At 43.0% G+C, this 23,413-nt stretch carries 22 protein-coding genes; 12 read left to right on the forward strand and 10 right to left on the reverse strand.

Annotation, left to right across the window (positions count from 1 at the left end; genetic code table 11):
* The first annotated feature begins 226 nt into the window (after window positions 1-226).
* On the forward strand, window positions 227-433 hold the full coding sequence (locus tag MSHOH_RS12710; protein WP_048140119.1) for a hypothetical protein: 207 nt from the start codon (window positions 227-229) through the stop codon (window positions 431-433).
* A gap of 90 nt (window positions 434-523) precedes the next feature.
* Window positions 524-700 (forward strand): hypothetical protein, encoded by a 177-nt coding sequence (locus MSHOH_RS23840; protein WP_158024155.1) that lies wholly within the window; start codon window positions 524-526, stop codon window positions 698-700.
* Window positions 701-1,197: 497 nt separating this feature from the next.
* Here the strand turns inward: MSHOH_RS23840 and MSHOH_RS12720 are convergent, their stop codons facing one another.
* The 4 genes from MSHOH_RS12720 to MSHOH_RS12735 form a co-directional block, all read right to left on the reverse strand.
* On the reverse strand, window positions 1,198-2,034 hold the full coding sequence (locus MSHOH_RS12720; protein WP_158024156.1) for a DUF1638 domain-containing protein: 837 nt from the start codon (window positions 2,032-2,034) through the stop codon (window positions 1,198-1,200).
* 42 nt (window positions 2,035-2,076) lie between these two features.
* Window positions 2,077-2,877 (reverse strand): DUF1638 domain-containing protein, encoded by an 801-nt coding sequence (locus MSHOH_RS12725; protein WP_048140124.1) that lies wholly within the window; start codon window positions 2,875-2,877, stop codon window positions 2,077-2,079.
* A 115-nt stretch (window positions 2,878-2,992) separates the two neighbouring features.
* The gene (locus MSHOH_RS12730) at window positions 2,993-3,571 is read right to left on the reverse strand and encodes a TetR/AcrR family transcriptional regulator (RefSeq protein WP_048140126.1); all 579 of its coding nucleotides are present in this window, start codon (window positions 3,569-3,571) and stop codon (window positions 2,993-2,995) included.
* A gap of 330 nt (window positions 3,572-3,901) precedes the next feature.
* Entirely contained in the window at window positions 3,902-5,095 is a 1,194-nt protein-coding gene (locus MSHOH_RS12735; RefSeq protein WP_052730857.1) for a transporter substrate-binding domain-containing protein, read from the reverse strand.
* 396 nt (window positions 5,096-5,491) lie between these two features.
* Here MSHOH_RS12735 and MSHOH_RS12740 point away from each other — a divergent pair, with 396 nt between their 5' ends.
* A complete protein-coding gene (locus MSHOH_RS12740) occupies window positions 5,492-5,701 on the forward strand; it encodes a hypothetical protein (protein ID WP_048140130.1) in 210 nt (69 codons plus the stop codon).
* A 1,006-nt stretch (window positions 5,702-6,707) separates the two neighbouring features.
* On the opposite strand, the gene MSHOH_RS22220 is transcribed toward MSHOH_RS12740, so the two are convergent.
* The 3 genes from MSHOH_RS22220 to MSHOH_RS12760 form a co-directional block, all read right to left on the reverse strand.
* Window positions 6,708-7,631 carry a hypothetical protein gene (locus tag MSHOH_RS22220; protein WP_052730858.1) on the reverse strand — a complete coding sequence of 308 codons (924 nt, stop codon included), beginning with the start codon at window positions 7,629-7,631 and terminating at the stop codon, window positions 6,708-6,710.
* Between the two features lie 1,380 nt (window positions 7,632-9,011).
* Window positions 9,012-9,482, reverse strand: coding sequence for a TIGR00725 family protein (locus MSHOH_RS12755; protein WP_048140131.1), 471 nt, complete (start codon window positions 9,480-9,482; stop codon window positions 9,012-9,014).
* 140 nt (window positions 9,483-9,622) lie between these two features.
* The gene (locus MSHOH_RS12760) at window positions 9,623-10,144 is read right to left on the reverse strand and encodes a DUF367 family protein (protein ID WP_048140133.1); all 522 of its coding nucleotides are present in this window, start codon (window positions 10,142-10,144) and stop codon (window positions 9,623-9,625) included.
* Window positions 10,145-10,172: 28 nt separating this feature from the next.
* Here MSHOH_RS12760 and MSHOH_RS12765 point away from each other — a divergent pair, with 28 nt between their 5' ends.
* The 9 genes from MSHOH_RS12765 to MSHOH_RS12805 all read left to right on the forward strand — a co-directional run bounded on the left by MSHOH_RS12765 (window position 10,173) and on the right by MSHOH_RS12805 (window position 20,720).
* Window positions 10,173-10,412, forward strand: coding sequence for a PGF-pre-PGF domain-containing protein (locus tag MSHOH_RS12765; RefSeq protein ID WP_048140135.1), 240 nt, complete (start codon window positions 10,173-10,175; stop codon window positions 10,410-10,412).
* A 912-nt stretch (window positions 10,413-11,324) separates the two neighbouring features.
* The gene (locus MSHOH_RS12770) at window positions 11,325-11,894 is read left to right on the forward strand and encodes an HdeD family acid-resistance protein (RefSeq protein ID WP_048140137.1); all 570 of its coding nucleotides are present in this window, start codon (window positions 11,325-11,327) and stop codon (window positions 11,892-11,894) included.
* A 39-nt stretch (window positions 11,895-11,933) separates the two neighbouring features.
* Window positions 11,934-12,314, forward strand: a complete 381-nt coding sequence (locus MSHOH_RS12775; protein WP_048140139.1) for a hypothetical protein — start codon at window positions 11,934-11,936, stop codon at window positions 12,312-12,314.
* A 304-nt stretch (window positions 12,315-12,618) separates the two neighbouring features.
* Window positions 12,619-12,999, forward strand: coding sequence for a hypothetical protein (locus tag MSHOH_RS12780; RefSeq protein ID WP_048140141.1), 381 nt, complete (start codon window positions 12,619-12,621; stop codon window positions 12,997-12,999).
* A gap of 204 nt (window positions 13,000-13,203) precedes the next feature.
* Entirely contained in the window at window positions 13,204-14,766 is a 1,563-nt protein-coding gene (locus MSHOH_RS12785; protein ID WP_048140143.1) for an MFS transporter, read from the forward strand.
* Between the two features lie 151 nt (window positions 14,767-14,917).
* Window positions 14,918-15,958 (forward strand): polyphosphate kinase 2 family protein, encoded by a 1,041-nt coding sequence (locus tag MSHOH_RS12790; RefSeq protein WP_048140145.1) that lies wholly within the window; start codon window positions 14,918-14,920, stop codon window positions 15,956-15,958.
* 79 nt (window positions 15,959-16,037) lie between these two features.
* A complete protein-coding gene (locus MSHOH_RS12795) occupies window positions 16,038-18,812 on the forward strand; it encodes a cation-translocating P-type ATPase (RefSeq protein ID WP_048140146.1) in 2,775 nt (924 codons plus the stop codon).
* 344 nt (window positions 18,813-19,156) lie between these two features.
* Window positions 19,157-19,660, forward strand: coding sequence for a rhodanese-like domain-containing protein (locus MSHOH_RS12800; protein ID WP_048140148.1), 504 nt, complete (start codon window positions 19,157-19,159; stop codon window positions 19,658-19,660).
* Window positions 19,661-19,892: 232 nt separating this feature from the next.
* Complete coding sequence (locus MSHOH_RS12805) at window positions 19,893-20,720, forward strand: helix-turn-helix transcriptional regulator (protein ID WP_239450962.1); 828 nt, start codon at window positions 19,893-19,895, stop codon at window positions 20,718-20,720.
* 228 nt (window positions 20,721-20,948) lie between these two features.
* On the opposite strand, the gene MSHOH_RS12810 is transcribed toward MSHOH_RS12805, so the two are convergent.
* The 3 genes from MSHOH_RS12810 to MSHOH_RS12820 form a co-directional block, all read right to left on the reverse strand.
* Window positions 20,949-21,533 (reverse strand): FumA C-terminus/TtdB family hydratase beta subunit, encoded by a 585-nt coding sequence (locus tag MSHOH_RS12810; protein WP_048140149.1) that lies wholly within the window; start codon window positions 21,531-21,533, stop codon window positions 20,949-20,951.
* Entirely contained in the window at window positions 21,533-22,375 is an 843-nt protein-coding gene (locus MSHOH_RS12815; protein WP_048140152.1) for a fumarate hydratase, read from the reverse strand. Before MSHOH_RS12815 ends, MSHOH_RS12810 begins: the two co-directional genes overlap by 1 nt.
* 224 nt (window positions 22,376-22,599) lie before the next feature.
* Window positions 22,600-23,409, reverse strand: coding sequence for a DUF169 domain-containing protein (locus MSHOH_RS12820; RefSeq protein ID WP_048140154.1), 810 nt, complete (start codon window positions 23,407-23,409; stop codon window positions 22,600-22,602).
* Window positions 23,410-23,413 lie beyond the last annotated feature (4 nt).

The raw sequence follows: 23,413 nt of genomic DNA on the forward strand, positions 1-23,413 counted from the left end.
ACTGATGATTTGAAGCGTGCATATGACCGTCTTGATGAATCGAATGTTCAGACGTGAATAAACAATTACTCAAGCATTTTTTAATCTTCCTGCGGCGCGAAGGTTTGCGTAAAGCTATTTTCTCACTCTCTTGAATAATCTCAACATAGGAACTCGCCTTTGTCAAAGGTTACTGGACTTTGGAATAGACAAAACTCTAACCTAACTTACACAAGATGACTTTGATATGTTCCTCATTTACATGGAAGATGAACGTAATATCAAAAAAGGCGGTATTAAGGTATATATAGTTTTCTTGAAAAAGTTTTCAAAATGGGCTCTTGAAGACACTCCAAAATGGATCAGGGAGCTTAAACCCCCCGTATTGAAACCCGAATTCAACCTGCTGATATCCCTAACAAAAATGAATTTGATGAGATTCTTAACTCTATGACTCATCCCAGAGACAAAACTCTTATAGCGCTCATGGGAGACGGGATATTCAAAATCGGTGAACTTATATTCAAGTCAAAGAGATGCTGTTTTGATTGCTTTAGCAGAACACTTTGTTCGTGAGGAACAGCGAGAAAAAGAAAAAAAGATGGCAGAACTCTACTTCGTCCTTATCCAGCACAAAGAAGCTAGGGAGCTCCTGAAGGAAGTTTCACGGACCCCAAAAAAGAGCCGAAGCACTTACAAAGGCAGGTATAGCCCTGGTTGAAGCCGGGAGATATGAAGAAGCAAAAGAGTGTTTTGCAAAAGCTAAGGAACTTGAAAATAAGCAGAATCCCGATTCGAAGAATTCTAGATCCGAGAAAAAGGTACTTTTTGAGGAAAATTATCCATGTGAGTTTATACTCGAGTGAATAGATCGCTATAAATCAAAGGATTGGATAAATAGTCTAAATGTATCAAAACAACGCGTAAGTTTGAATTATACACCTCATACTTTTGTTTCGGGGGGAGTTATGAAGAGAAAGTTGGCTTCTGGTGGAATCACAACGGAGATGTTTAAAAATTCTATGAAGGGAATATATTCCACATCTGTAACTTCCAATACTATTGATGAATCTCCATTTGCTTACAAAGATTTTTCTGAAATAGAAGAATATCTAAAACAGACGGTGCGGATAACTAATGTCATTAAATCACTTGTGTTTTTGGTACTGAATTGTGTAATTTGCATACACTATCAATTTTATTATAGTTTTAAAAGGATTATTCTATATTTTTGCAAATATAGGTTTTAGCTTCCATGTAAGAGTTAATTGCTATCTTCATTGTTCCGTTAACATCGATAATCTTCATGTTAAATACTTTTGCAAAATCAGAAGCATTTCTATGAAAATTAACATCCTTATAGCTTTGATTATTAATCTTAAAAAGAAGACTATACATAGGAGAAGTTAGATATTTGCTGATCTTTTTATAAGATTCAGAAGACTTGTAATTAGTTTCATTCAGGTCGGAAAGCACCATTGGTGTTGCATATATAGCTCCTTTGCCATTTCCTGATAACATCGTTTTTGTGTAAATCTCGTTTCCTCCGAGTGCTACGCTTATACAGTCATCAACAATGTTTCTTTCTTCATCCCTCAGAAAATAAATAGGGCAATCAAGTTGCTGCAATTCAGCTTGCGCTTTTTCGGAACTAAAGCCACATTTTCCATAAAATAAAAGAATACCATTCGAAATCTTTGCCATTTCTCTGGCATTCAGATACACTTCGGATTGTAAAAGGTCAATATCAGAATGTAAATCTTTTCTAAGAAGATTCACAACAACAGTTAATCCTTGTTTCTTTTTAAGGAGTATAAAATCACACATTTTCTTACAGAAAGGAATATTCGCGAACTTCCTCGAGAGCTTCCCGAGTGGCTCTCTATTGATCTCCAATATAATAGGATACAACTTGTCAGATGGAAACATAAAAGGCTTAAGATTTTCAGACTTGAGTTTTTTTACAAGTCGGAAACTGTTTCTATTCTCTACTACAAACAGCCTTTTAATTTCAGGGTCTTTAGAGAGAACATATACTAATTCATCTTCAAGCATTTCACAGGCAACTACACTTAAGACCGGCATAATTATCTTTTATTAACAGTTCTCACATATTTCATCCTTTATCGAAAAATAACATTTTTTGAATATTTTCTGACTACCAATGATCTCAAAAGTACTATATCCAAACAATTTAGCATATTCTTCGATCTTTGCATCTATGTCCTTTACATATGTCAGACCTGTATTGACTTTTGCGACTCTTGAATATCCTGCCAGGTCATTGATCATTTTTGCCATTTTCAACGCCTTTTCAGGATTAGAATGAAGTTTATCTATGTTTAGAAGTTCTTTCCATGAGCTGGCATACATTGGTGTAAAGAAGAAAGCAGGCTCTTTACTATGGGTTTTAAGCAATTTGAGGTAGTTTGCACCACCGCCTACCGTTGCTCCGATGCAGTCATCTACAACTCTTTCATCATCCCTTAGTATCCGAACCGTACAACCGTCTTTTTCCAGGCAAAAATCTTCCTCCACATTGCCCAGAACGTTACCACAAAGACCGTAAAAAATGAGTAGCCCATTGGAGAATGGTATCATTTCCCTGATATTTTGATAGACTTCAGATTTCAATATTTTTGGTACTGCATGAAGCCCAAGTTCCATGAGGTTAACTACAACAGTGAGTTCATCCCTGTCGATATTATTAAGTATCTTTGGTAGCTTTTCGAACGGAATAATGTCATAATAGATGTGCTGTTCATCTAGTTTTTCTGTAAATTCGGAGATATTTCCATTTGCTACAATTAAAATTCTCTTTATTTGCAAATCGTTCGCAATAAGCCAAATTATTTCATCCTGAAGTATTTTACAGCCTAAGATACTCAAAACAGGCATCAAGAATCGCCTCCGGATTTATGTACTTACCAGTTTCATTTTTTTAGAGCAAAAAATTGATTTGATAATTAGAACCTATCTACCTACATATAGGTAGGTCATTGGTGGAAAAAAATCAATCCTTCCACCCAAGATCAGATTTGATTACGGAAATAGATCTGACAAGTGTTTTCCTACCCTGGATGCTAGATAATAGTCTGGCACCCATCAATGTTTCGACTACCAATTCCGCGCGTGCTTCGACAGGATCTGAAAAATTGAATTCTCCCTGTTCTAGGCCGGTTCTGAGAAGTTTGGAGATCCAATCCAGTATATCATGCAGTAGCAACAGATTTTGCTTTTTAACTTCCTCTGGAAGTTCTTCAAAATTAAGGATCACTGAGCCAGGAGGGCAAATACTTTTGCCTTCATCAAACTCCTTCAATGCATAATCGAAATAGTATTGAAGCTGCTCACGAGCAGACCCTCCAGATTCCACTATTTGGGCAATATTCTCGGCTAAGTTCTTTCTGCTCTCTTCAAGCAATGCAGCAACCAGATCTTCCTTTTTAGGATAGTAATGATGTATTGAAGAGTTTTTTATCCCCAGTTTCTGGGAAATATCTTTATAACTAAACCCATTATAACCTTGGCATTGCAAAAAGTGTCTTGCGTAATGGCGTATTTGTTGATTGGTCTGGTTCACATCTTTCATATGTATACACATGTTCCTTATAAATATTTGAATTGGGCTCCTTCACATATTTCTATTAAATTTTCCATACTTTAATTAATTCTCACATAATATCTCTACCTATATGTAGGTATCTATCTACATATAGGTAGATATTTTCATATAAGTATAACGGTTAAAATGTGGAAACAATCAAAAACCAGGATTTTCCAAACTTTAACCTTTTCCAATTCTTCCAATTTATTCGCTCTTTCCAGAACATGAGCATTAAGAGTAAATTACTTATCTGACCTGGCGTTCATATCTGAAAAAAGGAAAGGGATGTTATGCAAAGGCTCAATTAATTATTGATTATATACCACACTTCTTAAAATTGCCACTGCATACAACGTAGGAGTTCCCATCACTTCCTCTGACTGACCGGTAGTATGTGGTCTTGTAGTACAAATTAGCGTGTACAGGATTTGTATATACATACTCCTCCCACCCGGTGCCGTTCTCCAGTGCTCCGGTAACGATTTCATCACGGAAAGGTTTACCGGTGACATCTGTCTTCCCTTTTAAATTAGTACCGACTAACAGGATATTGTCTGCGTGGGCGACCATTGTCACATTCGCATCATACACGAAGGCATAGAGGCCCGGATTCTCAGGATCACGATACGGTGCTTCACCTGCGTTGATGCGATGGAACGTGTCGGTAGCGTTCTTCTCAATTGCCGTGGCAGTGATGTTCACAAGTGCGATCACTGCTTCATCGGTGAATGTCTGCTGGGCACAGCTGACACCGAGATCCTGATAGACAATCCGTTCGTAGTCGCTGACTCCCTGCTCATCTTTCTGATCTCGTAATGTATCCAGAGCCTGCTGGAAGGATTGAACAACGGAGTCGGGGACGTCTTTACTAAAAGCATAGTAAGTATCCTGGGCTTGTAATTCATACACGACCATGTAGCTGTTATAGTTCCCGGTCGCCTGTTCAGCAAAGTAATTGCCTGAGGCCTCGGGACATGCCCAGAGATCGATTTCACCGCTATCCAGTGCGGCAATGATTGCGTATACATCGCTTTCGGTCACTATCTGGCTCTGGTTCACACCAATATCGAGCAGATACCGAATCGCAACATCGTCAGTGATCACCCCTATACGGTAACCCTTCAGGTCTTCAGGACCTTTTATACTGATTTCTCGGTCCGGTCTGGCAAACAGAACCTTTCGGTTAGTATAGACAGGTCCGGCCCATTTGAATAAATCCTCACGTTCGGGAGTTCTTGCCATACTGAAGAGAACTGTACCATTTCCGGTGAGAGCCGCCTGATATCCTTCGGTCCAGGGGACGAGGTGTATCTCCTCTTGAGATACTTTATTCCCCATTTTTTCAGTTATTGCCTCTAGCAGGTCAACAGAGAGCCCCTTCACAGTTCCATTTTCCTGATAATTATAGGGAGGAAGTTGTTCAGTGTAATATGTCAAACTGGTCAATTCAAGGGTACTATTCGTATCTGCAGATTCAACTTCGCGTTCAGAGAGGCATCCGGCAGTCATAATTAGAGCACCAGTGAGTGCTATACTAAGGAAAAGATACGTATATCGCAAGAAGGATGACATAAATATTATAAACTGTCTGTATATAAGTAAATGTTCATTCGGCCAACTTTAAAATTAAACGCCCTCTTTATATTCATATGATCGTTCTCTCGTTATTTATACTTGAATCTGGCCTCTACTTAATAAAAAAATCATGATTGAGAGGGGAGGTTTTTGTTCCTCCCGATTGCGAGGGGTGGAATATGCATTTGGGACAAATTTGCGAAAATTCTAATTTTCACAATAGATGCCAGGAAACTTTGCAGAATTCTGAAAAAGTATTATAGTGTTTGTTGTAGCTGCATACTGCTGTGACTTGGTGGCCAGGTTGAAAATTGAGATGAGTATATTTCTATGATTGAAAATATTTTGGCTATGATGATAGCAGAAAAACAAAAAAATGGGAAGTGTTTAACTTTATATTTGGAGTTAAAAGATGGAAAACAAATTTCTAGTCATAATGTTGAGGATTACCAACTTACTTCCAGCCCATCAGGAATTCCTCAATACTTCAAACAAAAAATACCTATTTCCAGGTCAAAGGAATTGTTTAAAAATAATTAGAAAAGGGTCGGAATTTAAGAAAAAAGGATTTCCTTTCATGTATTGGCAGTTGGGGAAATACGGGAGGCTTCGTATCCGACCCTTTACGTCTTATTTATATCAAGCTATATGCACTTGATATTTACTATAATACTTCCATAACATATATACTTTGTGATTAAATTTAGACAGTACTGAAAATAAGTGTTACTTAGCTATTAAGGATGAGGTTAGTCAAGAAAAAAAATTCATTTTTCAATCTTTAAGGGTATGCTTAAAAAAGTTATAGAAAAGGATTGGAATTAAGAGGAAAGGGTTTTTCCTCTCAATTTCAGAGATTGTGGAATGACAGGGGATTAAATCCAATCAACTCTTATATTCATCCCATTTTTCGAGCTATGAATAGTTATTATAAACTATTTAACTTAAAAATATATAATTTATAAGGACGTTTTGAACCAATAGTACATATTCTCAAAAATGTTCTTCTGGCTATTATAAGATTTTTTAATAAGTAAGTTATTGTATTCTATAGTCAGTTTCAAAAGTTAATACACTCTCCCTTCTTTAAAACATCTATTTTCTCTTAATGAAGTTGATCTTATTTTAATAGTTCCAAATTACTTCCAGCCAGCTTGACTGTTTCTAGAAGTTCTAGCAGGAATCCTGAAGGAGAATTACAGGATTACAGAGGCTTGCTGCAGGGAGCTTGCTAAGCTTACCCGAGAGGATTCAGCTTGAGCTTGATATGTACTGTCCAGACAGAAAGAGACTTTATTTTATGGACCCTGAAGAACCTAAAGTTGCATAAAAAAGTAAGTGTTTTGTAATTTTTCGTTCCCGTGAACTATGTAAGATCATTAAAATGTATTACAAGATATCAAAAGCTCATTGTTTTAAAAAAATTCAATTCTACCTTAGGATAACTGAGGAAATTCAGAAGTTGCCTGCAAAGCAGGCAACTGAGTAAGTCCTATATGTTTTGCCTTATTCATCTTCACTCTTCCGATTACTTCTGATCAAAATTTTATCTCTCCTGTTTTTTCGTGTAATAGATCCAAAGAAGGATGCAAATAATTCCCAAGGCAATGAGGCTTATAACAAGTATTGGTTTTTTCTCAGCTGGTTTTTCTAACTGAGTTTGAGTTTTGTTAATGTTTTTATCGGGTACATTTATTGTATCGGGTACATTTATTGTATCTTTCTCCGGTTCTTTTTCGAACTCTCCTTCAGGATTGTTTTCTTCTTGAATGTTCCCTCCGGTTGTGTCATCTAGAGTTTTGATGGGCTTCAGTGTAACCAGACGAGGATTATCTGAGTGGCTTGAAGAAGAATGCCATTTCTTGAGAGTTATGATTTTTGAAGTGTCCCCTATTGTTATTTTGTAATCCCCTTCAGGCATCTTACTGGTATCATATTCATATCTAAAGTTTCCTTCCGAATCAGCAGTGATTTTTTGGCAAGCGGTAATCCTGAGCTTTACATTAGATTCTTCTTCCAAAGCGTCTCCATACATTTCAACTCTATAAGTCAAAGGAGGTACTCTTGATTGAGAAACAGTAGCGACTCCGTCAATAGCATTTTTGCTAAGAGTAAACCCTACAATTTTTTTTACCTTGATGTTCAGGTTTTTCACTTGCTCAGCCCTTACAGTGAAGAGGTTATTATTTCCTTTAGGAATTTTAACTTCCTTGACAGTATACTCATATTCTCCTTTAGATGCGATCACGTTTTTCTCATATGAAACTTCTGCTGTAAGTTCTTGATTAGGGTTGGCATTTCCGGTTATCACTAAATTATCACCAAGGTAGGGGTTTGAAGGGACAACATTCCATTCCCCAGCCGTAGCTGTAAGAGAGAAAAACAACAAAGTCAGTATAGATGCTAAGATAATAGCTGCAGAATTTAGCAGTTTTTTTGATGCGGAAAGAGATTTCATCTTTTCTTGCATGAAAAACAACTCCACTTTATAGATTTTTTTAAAAATTTGTTAAAAATCTCCTAATTATTTAATTCAGATAAAACTGAATAACTGACCACCTTTTCGAAAATTTAATGTAACTTCCAAATTCGAGTTTTGAGACGTAATTCTGAATTTTGCAATCAGTTCATTAACTGATTTTGGGTAGGCTAAATCGTAACTGTTTTCGCTAGTTAATTTTTATCTTTTTTAAATTTTGGAGTTTAAAAGTTACGTGAAAATTTTCTGAATTACCTTTTTACCTCACTTTTCACAGATGTCTATTCAATTTTCACAAGTCTTGATGCCATTGTTTTGTCTGATAACTCCATAGTTATCCAAACTTGTGGTTTTGAAATTTCTCTCACGTAAACTGTGTGAATAATCTAATAGTGTACAATATATTTTAACTTTTCTACAAAGTGCCAAATATTTCTATAAATATCTTTTATATAATTTTTTTAAAATTAGTTTTGAGTTCATCCCAAAACCCAGTTTTAATATCAATTATCAGAATTATTCTGGATTGCTTTCATAAGTAGAAGCTCTATTGGTCACTTAGAATATGAGATCCAAAGAAGCAAATTCTGAATTTTGGGATCGACTCTAGAAATAGATGCGACTCACTAAAAAATTTAAACTGACAGTACAGGTATGCAAAACGATAAAAAACACTGTCATAATATTGATATGTTCAATAAAACTAATGTTCGCCTTATTCTTCATTTTTTAGAAATATCTTATTCGATTAAAAAACGTATATATACATTAAAAGCCAATGTTTACTGGGGGGAGAACTTACTATAGAAATTAAGTTTGGGATCTTTGTTTCTTCCGTTTGTGTTTAAAACGTTGTTAAATTCGGTTCTCCTTCATATCTTCATGTAAAATACATATTTCACAAGACAGTTTTTTTAATTTACTAGAAAAGTTTTTTAATAAGGAAAGCGTTCTGTTATAGAGACCAGTTTTAAAAATGAATACTTCCTGTTTTCTTGAAATATCTTTCGCCTTCTTTTTAGTGAGAATAGTCTTTATCCTTAATAACTTTCAATTGTTTTCAGCTAGCTTGACTATTTTTTATATATCTAAAGATGTTTTAATTTCCTGTATTAAACATATAGCACATGGACAAATCCCAGTTTAACTAGGATTTCCAACCCTTTGTTGGTAATTTATACATTTCGTTTGAGTTTCCTTTTGCAATATAAATGGATCAAATTCTGAAATTCTGCTATCCGTAACTAAAATCAGGCCCAAATATTCGGGATTTATCCTGCTTTTACTCTTATCGGGGTTCTTTCTCAGGTTCAAGTTTACACTCCGGATCTCAGGACTTTTAGCTTTTAGTTTTTATCTGATTTTGGGTTTTTATCGACCTTCAATAAGCGCAAAAGCAAGTTCTACAGCTTCCTGCGGACTTTTTACCCTTTGTGTACCTTCTATTTCCCATTTACAGTCAAGAACAAACACAGGCTTTCCCATTTTTAACCCAAGAGCGATTTCCGAAAGCGTCCCGTATTCTCCGGAAACTGCAATCAGAGCATCCGAAGACTGGGCTATAAGAGCATTTCTGGCATGCCCCATTCCGCTGAGAATGACCGTATCCACCCACGGATTTGCATCCTCTCTGCATGTCCCTGGCAAAATTCCTATGGTCGTTCCACCTTCCAGTTTTGCTCCACAGGCTGCAGCTTCCATTACCCCCCCAAGGCCTCCGCAGACAAGGACAGCTCCCCTTTTTGCAATCTCTTTTCCCACAGCTTCGGCAAGAGTTCTGGTCTCACTGCTGCATGCTCCGGCTCCTATGACCCCTATCTGCTTTCTTACTTGCGGTTTCACTATCTATAACTCCTTTCAGACCTGCTATTTGAGATCCGGTTAGTCTGCATCCATTAATTCTGGTAGTTTCGGTATAATTGTCTCTCTAATTGCCTTTCTATGTGAGATGTTTTTACATGGAGATGTCCTTACAGGTATCTTCAGATATAATGGCTCTGGATTTCCACAATTTCAGTACTGTTTTTTGCGGTTGCGTATTCCTCAAGAGGCTCCCTGTTCAATTCAAGAAAGCTGTGCCCCCAGTTAAATTTGGACATGACTTTTTCAGCCTGCTCTTTGTAACCTAAGATGTACAGTGCTGCTGCAAAAGCTTCTGCAGAGTTTAGTTTAAAAGGCCTTCCGAAGTTCACCGGATTGCCTGCAAGCATGTAAGGAAGGGCTCTGTGTTCCAGATTCAGCTTTTCCAGCTCAGGAAAAACCCTCTCTACTTCTTCCCAGGAACAGTCGAGCACAATAATTCCTTTTTTGGGGTCATCAGCTGGTGAGAGAGCCTTTTCTGCCATAGGGTCGAGCAAAATTGCTGATCTGGGCAGCTTTGAGATCTTATCGTAAAGACGGGCAAGTTCAAAACGTGCCATTTTTCTTCCTGTGCACTTTTTCGGGTCACACTGCCCGGCATGGTAGATGTAAAGGGGAATATCCCGGCTCTTTGTCGGATTCATCATTGATCCTCTGGAATGTGGGATTTATATGTTTTACGTCTTTGCGTCTTTTATACTCGATCTCCCCAGATCTGTTATAGAATTCAGAGTTTCAAAATCCTGGATTGAAGAAAATAACATAGATATCTCCACGATCGTCCTGAAAAGGTCTCATGACAGATCCTGGACTTCATTTGCAACGGAGATAACCGGAGAAGATGAGGGATACTTATTCTTTGAGGCTGAAGCTCGGACTTCTCCAGGTATGCATTTATGGAAACAAAAATGACTAGACTACTACAAAAAAGATTCTGATGTGGAGTTCACTAAAAGAGGTTCAGGTCGAAGAAAACTGTGAACTACCCCTCCCTGAAATCCTCGCCTTGCGGCTCGGTTTCGAGGGATGAGCTTCCTACGAGTACATTCTATCATCAACTTTGACTCTAAGAGTCGCAATTCTTCAAGAAGCCTGTTTGTCGTAGATTTCCGATATTACTACCGAAAGCTCGTCCACAGAGCATTTTGTTATAGAAACGATTTCCCTTAATTTTTCTAAACTCAACAATATTACTTTTTAATTTCTTCTCTCAAATGCGCCAGGCAAGCTTACAGAGTTCTGAATAAATGAATCTTTTTTGAGACATAATAATAAGTTACTTTATATCTTATTATTTGTATATAATTAATCATATCACTGCTTCATCAGGTTAATGTGGAGATTTGGTATCGGTCTTGGTACTGATATTTATCTTGAGATCAAGATTAAAATTAAGATTAAAATTAAGATTAAAATCAGGATTAAAATTGAAATTGAAATTGAGATCCAAAAAGAACCCTGTTAACATACTGCAGTGATAGATGAATAGTTTATTTCGGCCGGTGTCATTCAGGGCTTTCAATTATGGAAAAGATGTATTCAATCAGCATCTTTTATGATGAGATTATCTGGAACTTATTAAGGATAAGCTGTACAGACGTGAGTTTCATCAAGTACTGCCCGGAAAGAAGAAAGCACTCTTCTTTGTGGAGGGGAAAGAAGTATCTTCTTTTCGATTCCGGCTATTTCTAAGTGTGCCTCAAATTATCCGAAAACAGGAAGTTTCGGCTCAAGATGATTGATATCCCTTAGCCTTGCTTACGCCTGTATTCGGGTAGCGGAGAGTCCCGATTGAGACACTAAAAAGTTAGGGAGGTAGACTATATGGAACAACCAGTTGAGGTTACTGAACAACCAGTTGATGCTGAGAGCGAGGTAGGGTATGAACCGCTGGAGGCACCCTGGTGGGTAGTTTTTCTGGAGGGAGTTATCGCTATTCTTGTTGGCTTATTCTTGATATACAGCCCTGCAGTAACAACTATCTTTCTCGTCCAGATCCTGGGCATTTTCTGGCTGGCAGGAGGAATTCTTTCCGTTCTGGGGGCGTTTATATTTTCGGGGAGTCGATTATGGAAACTGCTTGGAGGTGTCCTGTCCATTATTGCAGGAATCCTCATACTGACTTATCCTATTTACAGTCCTTTAGTTGTACTCACTCTCTTCGTTATTTTCATAGGAGTCTGGGCTATAATCACAGGTGCTGTAAGACTTATCGGGGGACTTAAAGGAGAAGGATGGGGTACGGGAATCCTTGGTATCCTTACTATAATCCTCGGTCTTCTCCTTCTAACCAACACTCTGGCAGGAGCCCTTGCTCTACCGTGGGTATTCGGTTTTTTCCTCATTATCGGGGGCATTGGAGCAGTCATCGGGGGACTGAGAATGAGAACCTGAAGAAGGAGTTTTTCGAGACAAAAATAAGGAGACAAGAATATGGATAGACCTATCGGTGTTACCATTCTGGCCGCTCTGGCTGTACTGCTGGCAGTTTTAAACGGTATTGCAACGCTTCGTTTTCTTGGATTTTTACCCTTCATAGGACCTCTGGATATACGTATTTTCAACCTCTGGTACGCTCTACTGTACGGTCTGATGACCTACATCTGGGTATGGGTAGCTAAGATGCTCTGGGAGGTAAATCCGCAGGGCTGGATGTTTCTGGCTGTTATCGCGGTATTTAATCTCTGTCTGGATTTTGTGATTCTGGTTACCGGGGGTTCATGGTTTGACGTTAATTTCTCAGTAATTATTAACGCCCTTATCCTCATCTATGTCATGCTTCCGGGGGTGAGAGAAGCTTTCGGGACAGATTAAACATATTTGACCAGGAAGAGATTGGGAGCTGGAAACAATTGGTGTCTCCACAATACCTCATCCTGCTCCTGCTGACCAGTTTTTTGGCAGGAGTCATGGTTCTTCGTGGATATTTGTTTTGCTCTTTATTATCGGGGGAATTAGGTAGTGATAGGAGAACTAAAAATGCGAACCTGAAGGATTTTGCAGAGCAGATTATCCTGAGAAATTCAAAACTCGGGTTTGGAACGAAGTAGTCTGACAATAATACTATTGCGCTGCATTCAGAATTTTCGATCTTATCAAAATACGGGAGAAGTGATGTATGGATAGACCTATCGGTGTCACTATTCTGACCGCTCTGGCTGTGGTTCTGGCATTCATAAATGCTATTGCAATGCTCCGGTTTCTTGGATTTTTACCCTCTCTGGGGGTTCTGGATATCCGAATTTTTAATTTCTGGTATGCCTTATTGTACGGTCTGCTCGCCTATATATGGGCGTGGGTGGCTTATATGCTCTGGCAGGTAGACCGGCAGGCCTGGTTTTTCCTGGCTGTTATCACGATATTCAACCTGTGCCTGAGTTTTGTGGTGCTGGTTACAGGTGGTTCATGGTATGACATAAATTTTACAGTTATCGTGAGTGCTCTTATCCTCATCTATGTCATGCTACCAGGAACCAGGGAAGCGTTCGGGATCGATTAAGGAGTAGCGGTGCCACTGGCAGCGGATTATGGTTTTCAGAGTGATGAAAAAAGGCTCCTGCTCTCCAGATTTATTTATCTGGAGGGCAGCCTGCCTGCAGCTGGATAACAGGATCTTCCTTACCGCAGGTATTGCGCCTTATCCCCAGTTATAGGAGGTGGTAACGTAGAGAGAAAGACTGTACTTGCTGCACTCGTACTTGCGATGTTTATTCTCGTTATTGACACGACAATTATGAATGTTTCAATTTCGGCACTTATCGAGGAATTTAATACGAATGTTGCCACTGTCCAGGCTGCCATTACACTCTATGCCCTTGTAATGGCGTCATTTATGATCACAGGAGGAAAGATCGGAGATATTATTGGCAGAAAAAAAGCATTCAGGATAGGGCTGGTCATCTACGGTACCGGTTCTCTCCTGACATCAATCAGCCCGACAATGGCTGTACTATTTATAGGCTGGTCGATCCTTGAAGGGTTTGGGGCAACCCTTGTCATGCCTGCTATCCAGACGCTTGTAACCTCAAATTATAGTGGAAAGGACCGTGCCCTTGCTTACGGCATAATAGGAGGAATTGTTGCAGGCGCAATTGCCCTCGGGCCCATTATAGGAGGCTGGCTGACAACCTGGTACACCTGGAGGCTAGCCTTTGCCGGGGAAGTGGTGATCGTGATTATTGTTCTGCTGTTAAGCCGGTATATCCTTGATGCGCCTCTTGAGACTGAAGAAAAACCCAGGCTGGATGTAGTCGGCACGATACTCTCTGCACTTGGGATGGGACTTATTGTTTTTGGCATACTACTGGCAGGGACCTATGGCTGGTGGAAGGCACGTCAACCCTTTTACATAGGAGGAATTGAAATTTCCCCGTTCGGCCTTTCTCCTACTCCGGTGTTTATTTTAGCAGGAATCATTATCCTGCTGTGCTTTGCTCTCTGGGAACGTCATGTCATTACCCGGGGGAAGATGCCACTGATAAGGCTCGACGTGCTCAGGGACCGCGGAGTTACCTCAGGCATTTTTGTCCAGATGGTTCAGACCCTTCTTTTTGGAGGCTTTCTATTCAGCATGGCTCTCTTCTTTCAGATCGCACTGGGCCTCAACGCGATGCAGACAGGCTTTCTCTACCTCCCTCTATCCATACCGCTTTTAATTGCTTCGCTTGCAGCATCCCGGTTATCTGCCCGCATAGCTCCAAAGCTCATTATCCAGATTGGGCTACTCGTACTTATTGCAGGGCTCTTGCTGGCTATCGCAACCATTAATGTAGAGGTTAAAGGGCTTGGCCTGCTGACCGGGTTTGCCTTAATAGGTATAGGTGGAGGAGTTATAGCTTCCCAGGTAATGAATCTCGTCCTTTCCCAGGTGGTTCCTGAAAGAACAAGCGAGACAGCTGCCCTTATGAGTGCTTCCCAGAACCTGGGCATGTCTATCGGGACTGCCCTGATGGGCTCCCTTGTTATTGCGGGACTGGTTGTAGGAGCCACTGCCTTCATCGATGACAGTGCTGTTATTCCGGAAGATCTCAAACCCTCGGTGGTATCAGCAGTAGAGGAGAATGCCCGTTTTTTGAGCGATGAGGAACTGCAGGCTGTCCTGAAAGATGCCCCTCCTGACCTTACACAGGAGATCTTGAGGATCAACGAAACCGCCCGCATTCATGGAATAAGAGCTTCCCTCTGGGGGCTGGTGATTTTTGCAATATTCGGCATGATAGTCTCGATCTTCCTGCCGCCTGAAATTCTGGTCTCTAAAGAAGAATGAAAAGGAGTTCAAAAAGGTGGGTGCAAAGTCCGATCTCTGTGGCTGCCGGCATAGCCGGTGCCACGAGCTATCACTTAAACACACAAGTGACTTTCGGAAGTTCGACAGGTCTTGAACATTCGATACAAGGAATAATACAGGGAATCAAACTATGGCAACCAGAACTGAAGATAGGGCAGACAGAATAGAAGAATTGCTGGACATCCTGAGGGTCCCGCCCGGCAAGAAAATCGACCTCAGGAAGGATTACGATCCCGGCTTCACCGGCAAATGGATGAAAAAAGAAGAGGCTGAAAAAACCCTGGCTGAAGGCATCCAGATACTTGCCGGGATGCAGGACAAGCTCTGGGCTCAGAACCAGTATGCTGTGCTCATGATCCTTCAGGCCCTCGATGCAGCCGGCAAGGACGGTACTATCAAACACGTCATGTCTGGAGTCAACCCTCAGGGGGTCGATGTCCACAGTTTCAAAGGACCTTCAAGTGAGGAACTGGATCACGATTATCTATGGCGCAACTTCAAGGCTCTGCCTTCTCGCGGCCGCATCGGAATTTTCAATCGCTCCTACTATGAAGAAGTCCTTGTCGTGCGTGTGCATCCCGAGTTCCTGGCCAGCCAGCAACTCCCGCCCGCGTTGAAAGATGAACGTATCTGGAGGCGGCGTTTCGAGGAGATCAACAATTTCGAGAAGTACCTGGTTGACAACGGTATCATTGTCGTCAAGATATTCCTCTATGTGTCCAAAGAGGCTCAGAAGGAGCGTTTCCTGGAAAGGGCGATGATGCCGGAGAAGAACTGGAAGTTCTCAGCAGCCGACATGAAAGAGAGGGCCTTCTGGGATGATTATATCGACGCTTACGAAGACATGTTCAACCACACAAGTACTGAGTGGGCTCCCTGGCACATCGTGCCTGCCGATCACAAGTGGTTTACACGTCTTGCTGTTGCGGCCGTGCTCTACAACACGATGGAGAACCTCAACCTGGCCTATCCTACTATCAGCGAACAGCAGAAACAGGCGTTGCTTGTGGCTAAGAAAGAGCTCGAGAATGAAGACGGCGGTTCGAAGGATAAATCCGTAGTAAAGGCCAAAGCGAAGGAAGCTGCCTATCCAGAAATTCTGGATGCAAGCGAGGTTACCAGGGACGAAACTAAGAAGAGAGACAGGAAAAAAGGCAAGAAGAACAGGTAAAACCGCGCTGGAAAGCAGGGCTACTTGCAACCAGAGGGAATTAAAGCCCTGATATTTTTCGAACTCAAGGAGAAGAAGAATGTCATCCCAATCCGATCAAACCACATCTCCGGGTCCGGCACAAACGGCATCGGACGTCAAATGGTATGCACTTGCGCCGGCAGAAGTTGCAAACCGCCTCCAGGTCGATCCGGCCAGGGGCCTGAGCTCGGCAGAGGCTCAGCAGCGCTTGCAGCAGTATGGCCCGAATTACCTTGCCGAGAAAAAGAAGGAACCAGGCTGGCAGGCCTTTCTGCGCCAGTACCGGGACCTCATGCAGATAATCCTGCTGGTAGCTGCAGTTGTCAACCAGCTCTTCACCGGAGAATGGGGAACCACCATGGTACTGGTGAGCCTTACTGTCTTCAATGCAGTTCTTGGTCTGCGCGGAGAGGCAAGAGCCGAGGCCAGCCTAGCGGCGCTGGCAAGCAAGATGAAGAATATTGCCCGTGTGCGCCGGGACGGCGAGGCAAAGGAGATCGAGGCTGAGGGACTGGTGCCCGGCGATATCGTGTTGATGGAGGCAGGCAACGTTGTCCCTGCAGATGGCCGTCTGTTCATGACAGCCACGATGGAGATTGAGGAGGCTGCCCTCACCGGCGAGAGCATTGCCACGCTGAAGGATACTGCTGCCATTACCAGGCCCGAGGTTCCCCTGGGAGACCGGGTGAACATGGCATTTATGAATACATCCGTCACCCGCGGCCGTGGAGAGATGATCGTCACTACCACAGGCATGGGCACCGAGATGGGACATATCGCCAACCTGCTCAATAAGACAGAGGCGGACAAGACGCCTTTGCAGAAGCAACTCGACCGGCTGACGATGGCCATTGCGGCACTGGCCGGTCTTGCCTTCATCCTGATGGTCATCCTGGGACTGCGCAATGGACAGGCGCTGGACGCCATCTTCATCGCAGGTGTAGCGCTGGCAATCTCGGCCATCCCGACCGGCCTGCCTGCTGTGGTCACCACTATGTACTCCATGGGCACGCGGGCGCTGGCAGCTCAGAATGCTATTGTTAAACGGCTTCCATCTGTGGAGACACTGGGCTCGGTCTCAGCCATCTGCTCCGACAAGACCGGCACGCTGACGCTTAACAAGATGACAGCGCGCGAGTTCAGCGTCCCTGGCCAGAACCGCTACAGAGTGACCGGCGAAGGCTACAGCACGAAGGGGCAGTTGCAGCATTCCGGAGGAGCCAGGATCGATATCGATGCAGTATTGCTGCCGATGGCTCTGTGCGCCGACGCCCGCCTTGACGGCGAAGAATTGATTGGCGACCCGACCGAAGGCGCACTTATTGTGCTGGCCGAAAAGGGTGGCATCAGTGTAGAAGGCGCTCGCCATATGTACCCGCGTGTGGCCGAAGTACCATTTGACTCCGACTATAAGTTCATGGCCACGTTCCACAATATGAAAAACGAGCAGGGAAAGCCTACGGTGCGCTGTTTCGTCAAGGGTGCGCCCGATGTGCTGATTGAACGTGCGGGTTCTTACTGGTTGCCGGATGGCGAGAGTCATCCAATCACAGACGATAATCGCCATCTGGCGCTCCAGGAAAACGACCGGATGGCCGAAGCGGGAGAGCGTGTTATGGTGGTCGCCCGCCGTGACTTCGATCCGGCTACCTTTGATCCGAAGGGCAATCTTCTCGACCTGGTGAAGGATCTCACCCTCCTGGCTATGGTCGGCATCGTCGACCCCCCTCGGGCCGAGGCAAAGGATGCCATTGCCAAATGCCACAGTGCTGGCATACAGGTGCGCATGATCACAGGCGACCATGCGGTGACTGCCGCCGCTATTGGTGACGAGCTGGGAATCGAGGGTGAGGCCTTGACAGGGTCTCAATTTGCCGCCATTCCTGATGAGCAGTTGAAGCAACAACTGGACCAGATAGGTGTGGTTGCCCGTGTGGCACCTGAGGACAAAATCCGACTGGTGACGCTGCTCCAGCAGAAGAAGAACATAGTGTCCATGACCGGAGATGGAGTCAACGATGCCCCTGCGCTAAAAAAAGCCGACATCGGCGTGGCCATGGGCATCACCGGCACCGAAGTCTCCAAAGGTGCTGCGGTGATGATCCTGACCGACGATAACTTCGCCACTATCGTTAAGGCGATAGAGTATGGCCGTCATATCTACAATAACCTGTTCAACTACGTCCGCTTCCAGATGACGCAGCTGGTGGCGTTTATCGCTTCCTACCTGCTGGCCGCACTGTTTATTGTGCTGGGAGGTGCGCCGTTTACGCCTCTCGTTGTCCTGTTTTTGAATTTCCTCATCACAGTCCCTGTAGCCATCGCGCTAGGATTCGATAAACCGGCCCAGGATCTGATGGAGAGAAGGCCAAGACCGCTGGAGCAACCCATCCTTTCTCCGTCACAATGGGTGCGTATTGCTTTCATCGGGGTCCTGACAGCTATCGCCACAGTCTATCTGGAGTCTATTTACGAGGCGGAAGGCGCGGCAACGGCGGCCACCGTGGGCTTTGTGGCTTTTGCCCTCCTCAGCATCGCCATGGGACTCAGCGCTCGCAGCGAGACTGCCACCGCTTTCAACCGGGATATTTTGCATGATCGAAACCAGGTACTCTTCTATGGTGTGGCATTGTTGGTAACTATCCTGGCTACCGAGCTTCACTTACTGCAGCGCGTCCTGGACCTGACCCCGCTGAGCGGGAGACAGTGGTTGATATGCATCGTCGCTGCCATCGCCCTACTGCTCGTTGACGAGGTTATCAAGGTCTTCCTGCGCAGCCGCCGCAGCCATAGTGCGGCACCTCCTGCTGTTGCAGTGCCAACCCCGGCATAAACGAACGGAATTTAGAGCAGTGGCTCGAAAATGCTTCATTGCTTGCAGCGTGGTGCACCAGCGCAACTTTAATTCTTATATATTTATATTAACAGGAAAAGATATAATATGAAATTTGTAATTACCGATGTAATATTAGTTTTTAGATAGAACACAAAAGAAGATCCGAATATGGCCGGATTAACCGCAATTTAATAACTTTGGCTTTAAACTGGAAGATTTTTATTTCATTTTATATTGAGGCTGTCAACTGTTAGTGAAATCACTAAAAAATTTTGACATCGTAAAAATGTCAAAAATCTTGAGTTCAAAATGGGGAAGAATCAGCTTAGTGGGGGAATTAGTTGAATAAACAATACTTGTCAGGTTTTACAATTCTTATTGCGTTTCTCATAATTGCTCCTAGCATTGCAGTAGCAGTACCTGAGACTGATTATACTATTTCAGCTGGGTATCAAAATGTTACGCCCTATGTTGCTAGTGAGATACTTGATCAAAAATGTGTGTTCATTTTGGATGTTCGTACCTCTGCTGAATACAAGCACGGGCATATTGAAGGAGCAAAACTGATCCCATTAAAAAATGTGCCAGCATATGATCCTGTTAATTTATCCGATAGCCAGCTATTGCCGAATAGAATGGGTGAATTACCAAAAAATAAAGATATGAAAGTACTTGTTTATTGTAAAGCAGGAAATAGAGGTGCCGCTGCAAGCCAGTTGATAGCAGACGCGGGTTACAAAAGAGTATATAACGTTCAGGGTGGTATCAATTCATGGGTAAATGCAGGGTGTCCAATTGTAGTTGACCCTACAGAATGGACAGCCAGTTATCCTTCTAGTCTATGACACAACAAAGGTATTTAAGTCGAATAAATAATCAGATCGTTAACAGGTGCCTTTTCCAATAAGGCACTCTTTTAACACCTGAATACTAAGAACCTGTAATCGAATGTTCAGCATTGTCGTCTCGAGCGTTCTGCTTCCGGAAGTTTTGATCTCTTTATAAGCCCGTTTATTCAAGAACTATATAATATTGAGGATGAAAAAATATATATCTATAGTTTTTACAGTAAAGTTGATGAGATCTTCCCTGATCACAGTTTTATTGTCTTCCGAGAAAAGGACAGATCTGCTTCTATTCCTAAAAGAGAAGCCCAGAACCATAGAAGAAATCAACTCCGAACTTGACACCAACTCCGTTGCTACCCTGCCCCAGCTTAAAAGGCTGAAAGAAAACGGGCTCGTAGTCCAGGAGGACAGGGTATATAATCTCTCCCTTCTGGGGAAAATCCTTGTTCGAAGAATGGAATCTCTTGTAAAAGCTTTCAGGCTACTTGAGGACAATTACGATTACTGGTCAGGTGTTAAGCCAGGGGGAGCCCCACTTGTTCTTTTTAAGTTAATGGAAGAACTTATGACATTGATACCTGACAGCTGTCAGGGAGAAGATGCTTCTTCGGCATACCGGGAAATGTCTGAGACTTTTTGCAGCTCGAAACGAGTTCTCCTTATCATTTCACATCACGATCTGAGCTATCTGGACATCTGTGCGGAAAACGCAAAAAAAGGGCTGAAAGTATCGATAATATTTACCCAACCTGTATTTGAAAAGTTTACAGAAGAATTTAAAAAAGAACTTGATACCCTGCTTCTTCTCGAAAATGTTGAAATATATGTACTGAGTGAGTGTGTTAATCCCCCCACAATTGCTGTAACTGATACAATGGTTCTTACCTGCTTTTGTACCGGTAAAAATGACGGGAGTGAGAACAATACCATGGTCAGTTTTGGAGAAAAAGCCGTTTACTGGGGTAAGGAAACCTTTGAGTATTTCAGGGCACTGGCCAAACCTCTGGCGTCCGCTGTTAAATCAGGTACTTCTTCCAGATCGGAGGAGCAATTCTGAGCAAAAGGATAAACAATGAATGGCTCAAAATAATAGCTCTTGGCTAGTCAATAATAACGAGGTTAAAAATAACGAGGTTAAAAAGTAAAACAAAAAAAATAAAAAACCAAAAATGAGATTAGCGGAAGTATCTTTAGATCTCGATTAACAGGTCCAGTGCAGCCTGAAATAACCTAACTCGAGTCCGGAAGACTGAAATTCCTGAAAAATCGATTACTGCTCAGGGATTTAGTTTTGCTTATCCAGCTTTTCAAGCACTTTTTCAGCTTTTTCTCTTACCTCTGTAAAAATATCTTTTCCTTTTGAATCAATCCCTACAATTAGCGGCCCGAACTCCTTAACCCTGAGCACCCAGACAGCTTCAGGCATTCCAAGGTCAAGCCAGTGGACAGTTTTTACCTCTTTGATTAATTCTGCGGCAAGGGCTGCGCAGCCTCCTGTATATGCAAGGTAGACGCACCTGTTTTTCAATGCATCTGCAACACCTTTCATTCCGCCTTTTCCAATAATTGCCCGAATTTCATGGGTTTTCAGGATAGGAGGAGTCATTTTTGACATTCTGCCACTGGTTGTGGGGCCTGCTGATACTACTTCCCAGTCGGATTCGGTCTGCTGCATAAGGGGGCCGCAGTGATAGATAACTGCCCCTTCAAGAGAGAAAGGAAGTTTTTCTCCTTTTTCTTCCATCTCAAGAATCCTGGCGTGGGCTTCATCCCTGGCTGTCAGGATTTCTCCTGAGATATAAACAATATCTCCGGCATTGAGTTTCTCAATGTCCTCTCTCTTCAGCGGGGTCTGCAGATGATATTCCATTATTTTTCCTCCCCGAATACAATCGAAGCATGCCTGTTTGCCCAGCACTGGATATTTACTGCAACCGGAAGAGAAGCGGTATGGCAGTGAGCGGTTTTTACGTGTACGGCAAGGGCGGTTGTGCTGCCTCCAAGTCCCATACAGCCGATTCCAAGAGAGTTTACCGCGTCCAGGATTCCCTTCTCAAACTCGTTCATAGGGGTATCAAGAGGCTCAAGCAGGGCTTCTTTTGCAAGCCTGGCTGCTTTGTCAAAAGAGCCTCCTATCCCTAATCCCAGAGTCAGGGGAGGACAGGGCATACCTCCGGCATTTATCACGGTCTCAAGTACAAAATTTTTGATACTGCCTGCTTCAGTCGGGTTAAACATCCGAAGGGCGCTCATATTTTCCGAACCTGCCCCCTTTGGGGCAACAGTGACTTTTAGTTGCTTTCCGGGCACAAATTTCCAGTGAATATCCGGGATTCCTGCTCCTGTATTGTCCCCACTGTTTTTTCGGGTCAGAGGGTCAACTGCATTGGGGCGAAGCGGAATTTCCATGGTAGCGAGGGTAACCGCATTTCTTATCGCGGCCTCAAGGTCAAAACCTGGCTGAAACTCAGTTCCGAGCTCGGCAAAAAAGATCATGATGCCTGTATCCTGGCACATGGGGACTCCATGATTTTTAGCAATCTCGATGTTTTTCAGGATTGCCCGTAGCTGGGATTTTGCAACCTCATTTTCTTCTCTGGCTTCAGCTTTCCTTAGCGCATCCACCACATCATCAGGAAGCTCGATTTCTGCTTTTCGCAGGAGGTCTGCAACAGACCGGATAAAGTTTTCACGACTGATTTTTGAAGACAAAAGACCACCAGAATGGTTAAAATGAATTGATAATAGTTAGAAGATAAACGTAAGGTAAATAGAAAATAAACGCAGGCGGGAAGTTTTCATTTCCGAACGCCTGTCGAATAGATTCTGGACCTTCTGAGAACTGGGCTCTTTAATTAAATATATTTTTGTCCCCTGCGTGTTCCAGGACAGCTTTATTTCAGGATGGGTCTTATTTTGTCTTTGCGTCCTTACTTTTACTTTTGCAGGTCTGCAACCGGAGGCTTTACACCAACACGTTTCTCAGGATATGCTATCCTGCTCCTCTTGCAGATAAAAGACTCTTCCAGGTTGGATGCCATCTGCTGCGCGAGCCCTGCAGGGATGCCCATAATCATCAGCTCAGGAGGCAGCCAGGGATTCCCTGTTGGGTCGGCAGGTCCCACAAAAGCCGAGTCTTTTGGCGCATTTTCTGCCATGCCTGCCGGAAAAGCGATCATCGTAGCACAGACGGGTCCTCCGGGTATTATCGTCCTGTAAAAGGGATCAGAGTTATTGAATTGGGCAAGCCCGCAGAGGTTTCTGATCTGTTCACTACCTGCAAACAGGATAAATGCTCTGACGGTTTCAGGTGAAACTTCATCAGTACACGGTGCAATAACCGTGTATTTGCCGTGGGGAGTAATTTTTCCTGCGCGTTCTTTCTGTTCATCGAACAGTTCAGGAGTTGCCTTCAGGTGTTCGGCTGCACCCCCATGAAAATCTGGTGTACCCACAGTAACGAAGTATTTTAGCTTTGGATGCGGTTCAGCAAGCCCCATCCATACCAGTCCGCCTGCACAGCACTGTTCGTGACCAGCCTCAACATAGAGAGGAGGTGTTTCTTTAAAGAGGGAGGAAGTGTAAACCGCCTTTGCCACACAGCGGTCTATTTTGTACGATGGTGCTGCACCCTGCGGGACTTCATCCGTGGCATAGACACAGAGAGGGCGCAGTTGCAGCCTTCCGGCTTCGGCAAACTTTTTTCCCAGCTCCTCTTCAACATTCAACATTGCAGTTTTCCTCATGGCA

It is taken from the genome of Methanosarcina horonobensis HB-1 = JCM 15518 (genome assembly GCF_000970285.1).
GTDB classification, from domain to species: Archaea; Halobacteriota; Methanosarcinia; order Methanosarcinales; family Methanosarcinaceae; genus Methanosarcina; species Methanosarcina horonobensis.

What these genes read in the sequence shown, in the direction of transcription:
- MSHOH_RS12785 (WP_048140143.1), top strand. Translation starts at nt 13,204, where the DNA reads ATGTTTATTCTCGTTATTGACACGACAATTATGAATGTTTCAATTTCG.
- MSHOH_RS12805 (WP_239450962.1), top strand. Translation starts at nt 19,893, where the DNA reads ATGAGATCTTCCCTGATCACAGTTTTATTGTCTTCCGAGAAAAGGACA.
- MSHOH_RS12760 (WP_048140133.1), bottom strand. Translation starts at nt 10,144, where the DNA reads ATGAATCCGACAAAGAGCCGGGATATTCCCCTTTACATCTACCATGCC.
- MSHOH_RS12795 (WP_048140146.1), top strand. Translation starts at nt 16,038, where the DNA reads ATGTCATCCCAATCCGATCAAACCACATCTCCGGGTCCGGCACAAACG.
- MSHOH_RS12770 (WP_048140137.1), top strand. Translation starts at nt 11,325, where the DNA reads ATGGAACAACCAGTTGAGGTTACTGAACAACCAGTTGATGCTGAGAGC.
- MSHOH_RS12780 (WP_048140141.1), top strand. Translation starts at nt 12,619, where the DNA reads ATGGATAGACCTATCGGTGTCACTATTCTGACCGCTCTGGCTGTGGTT.
- MSHOH_RS12765 (WP_048140135.1), top strand. Translation starts at nt 10,173, where the DNA reads ATGTTTTACGTCTTTGCGTCTTTTATACTCGATCTCCCCAGATCTGTT.
- MSHOH_RS12710 (WP_048140119.1), top strand. Translation starts at nt 227, where the DNA reads ATGTTCCTCATTTACATGGAAGATGAACGTAATATCAAAAAAGGCGGT.
- MSHOH_RS12820 (WP_048140154.1), bottom strand. Translation starts at nt 23,409, where the DNA reads ATGAGGAAAACTGCAATGTTGAATGTTGAAGAGGAGCTGGGAAAAAAG.
- MSHOH_RS22220 (WP_052730858.1), bottom strand. Translation starts at nt 7,631, where the DNA reads ATGCAAGAAAAGATGAAATCTCTTTCCGCATCAAAAAAACTGCTAAAT.
- MSHOH_RS12720 (WP_158024156.1), bottom strand. Translation starts at nt 2,034, where the DNA reads ATGCTTGAAGATGAATTAGTATATGTTCTCTCTAAAGACCCTGAAATT.
- MSHOH_RS12740 (WP_048140130.1), top strand. Translation starts at nt 5,492, where the DNA reads ATGATTGAAAATATTTTGGCTATGATGATAGCAGAAAAACAAAAAAAT.
- MSHOH_RS12735 (WP_052730857.1), bottom strand. Translation starts at nt 5,095, where the DNA reads ATGACTGCCGGATGCCTCTCTGAACGCGAAGTTGAATCTGCAGATACG.
- MSHOH_RS12810 (WP_048140149.1), bottom strand. Translation starts at nt 21,533, where the DNA reads ATGGAATATCATCTGCAGACCCCGCTGAAGAGAGAGGACATTGAGAAA.
- MSHOH_RS12775 (WP_048140139.1), top strand. Translation starts at nt 11,934, where the DNA reads ATGGATAGACCTATCGGTGTTACCATTCTGGCCGCTCTGGCTGTACTG.
- MSHOH_RS12790 (WP_048140145.1), top strand. Translation starts at nt 14,918, where the DNA reads ATGGCAACCAGAACTGAAGATAGGGCAGACAGAATAGAAGAATTGCTG.
- MSHOH_RS12730 (WP_048140126.1), bottom strand. Translation starts at nt 3,571, where the DNA reads ATGAAAGATGTGAACCAGACCAATCAACAAATACGCCATTACGCAAGA.
- MSHOH_RS12725 (WP_048140124.1), bottom strand. Translation starts at nt 2,877, where the DNA reads ATGCCTGTTTTGAGTATCTTAGGCTGTAAAATACTTCAGGATGAAATA.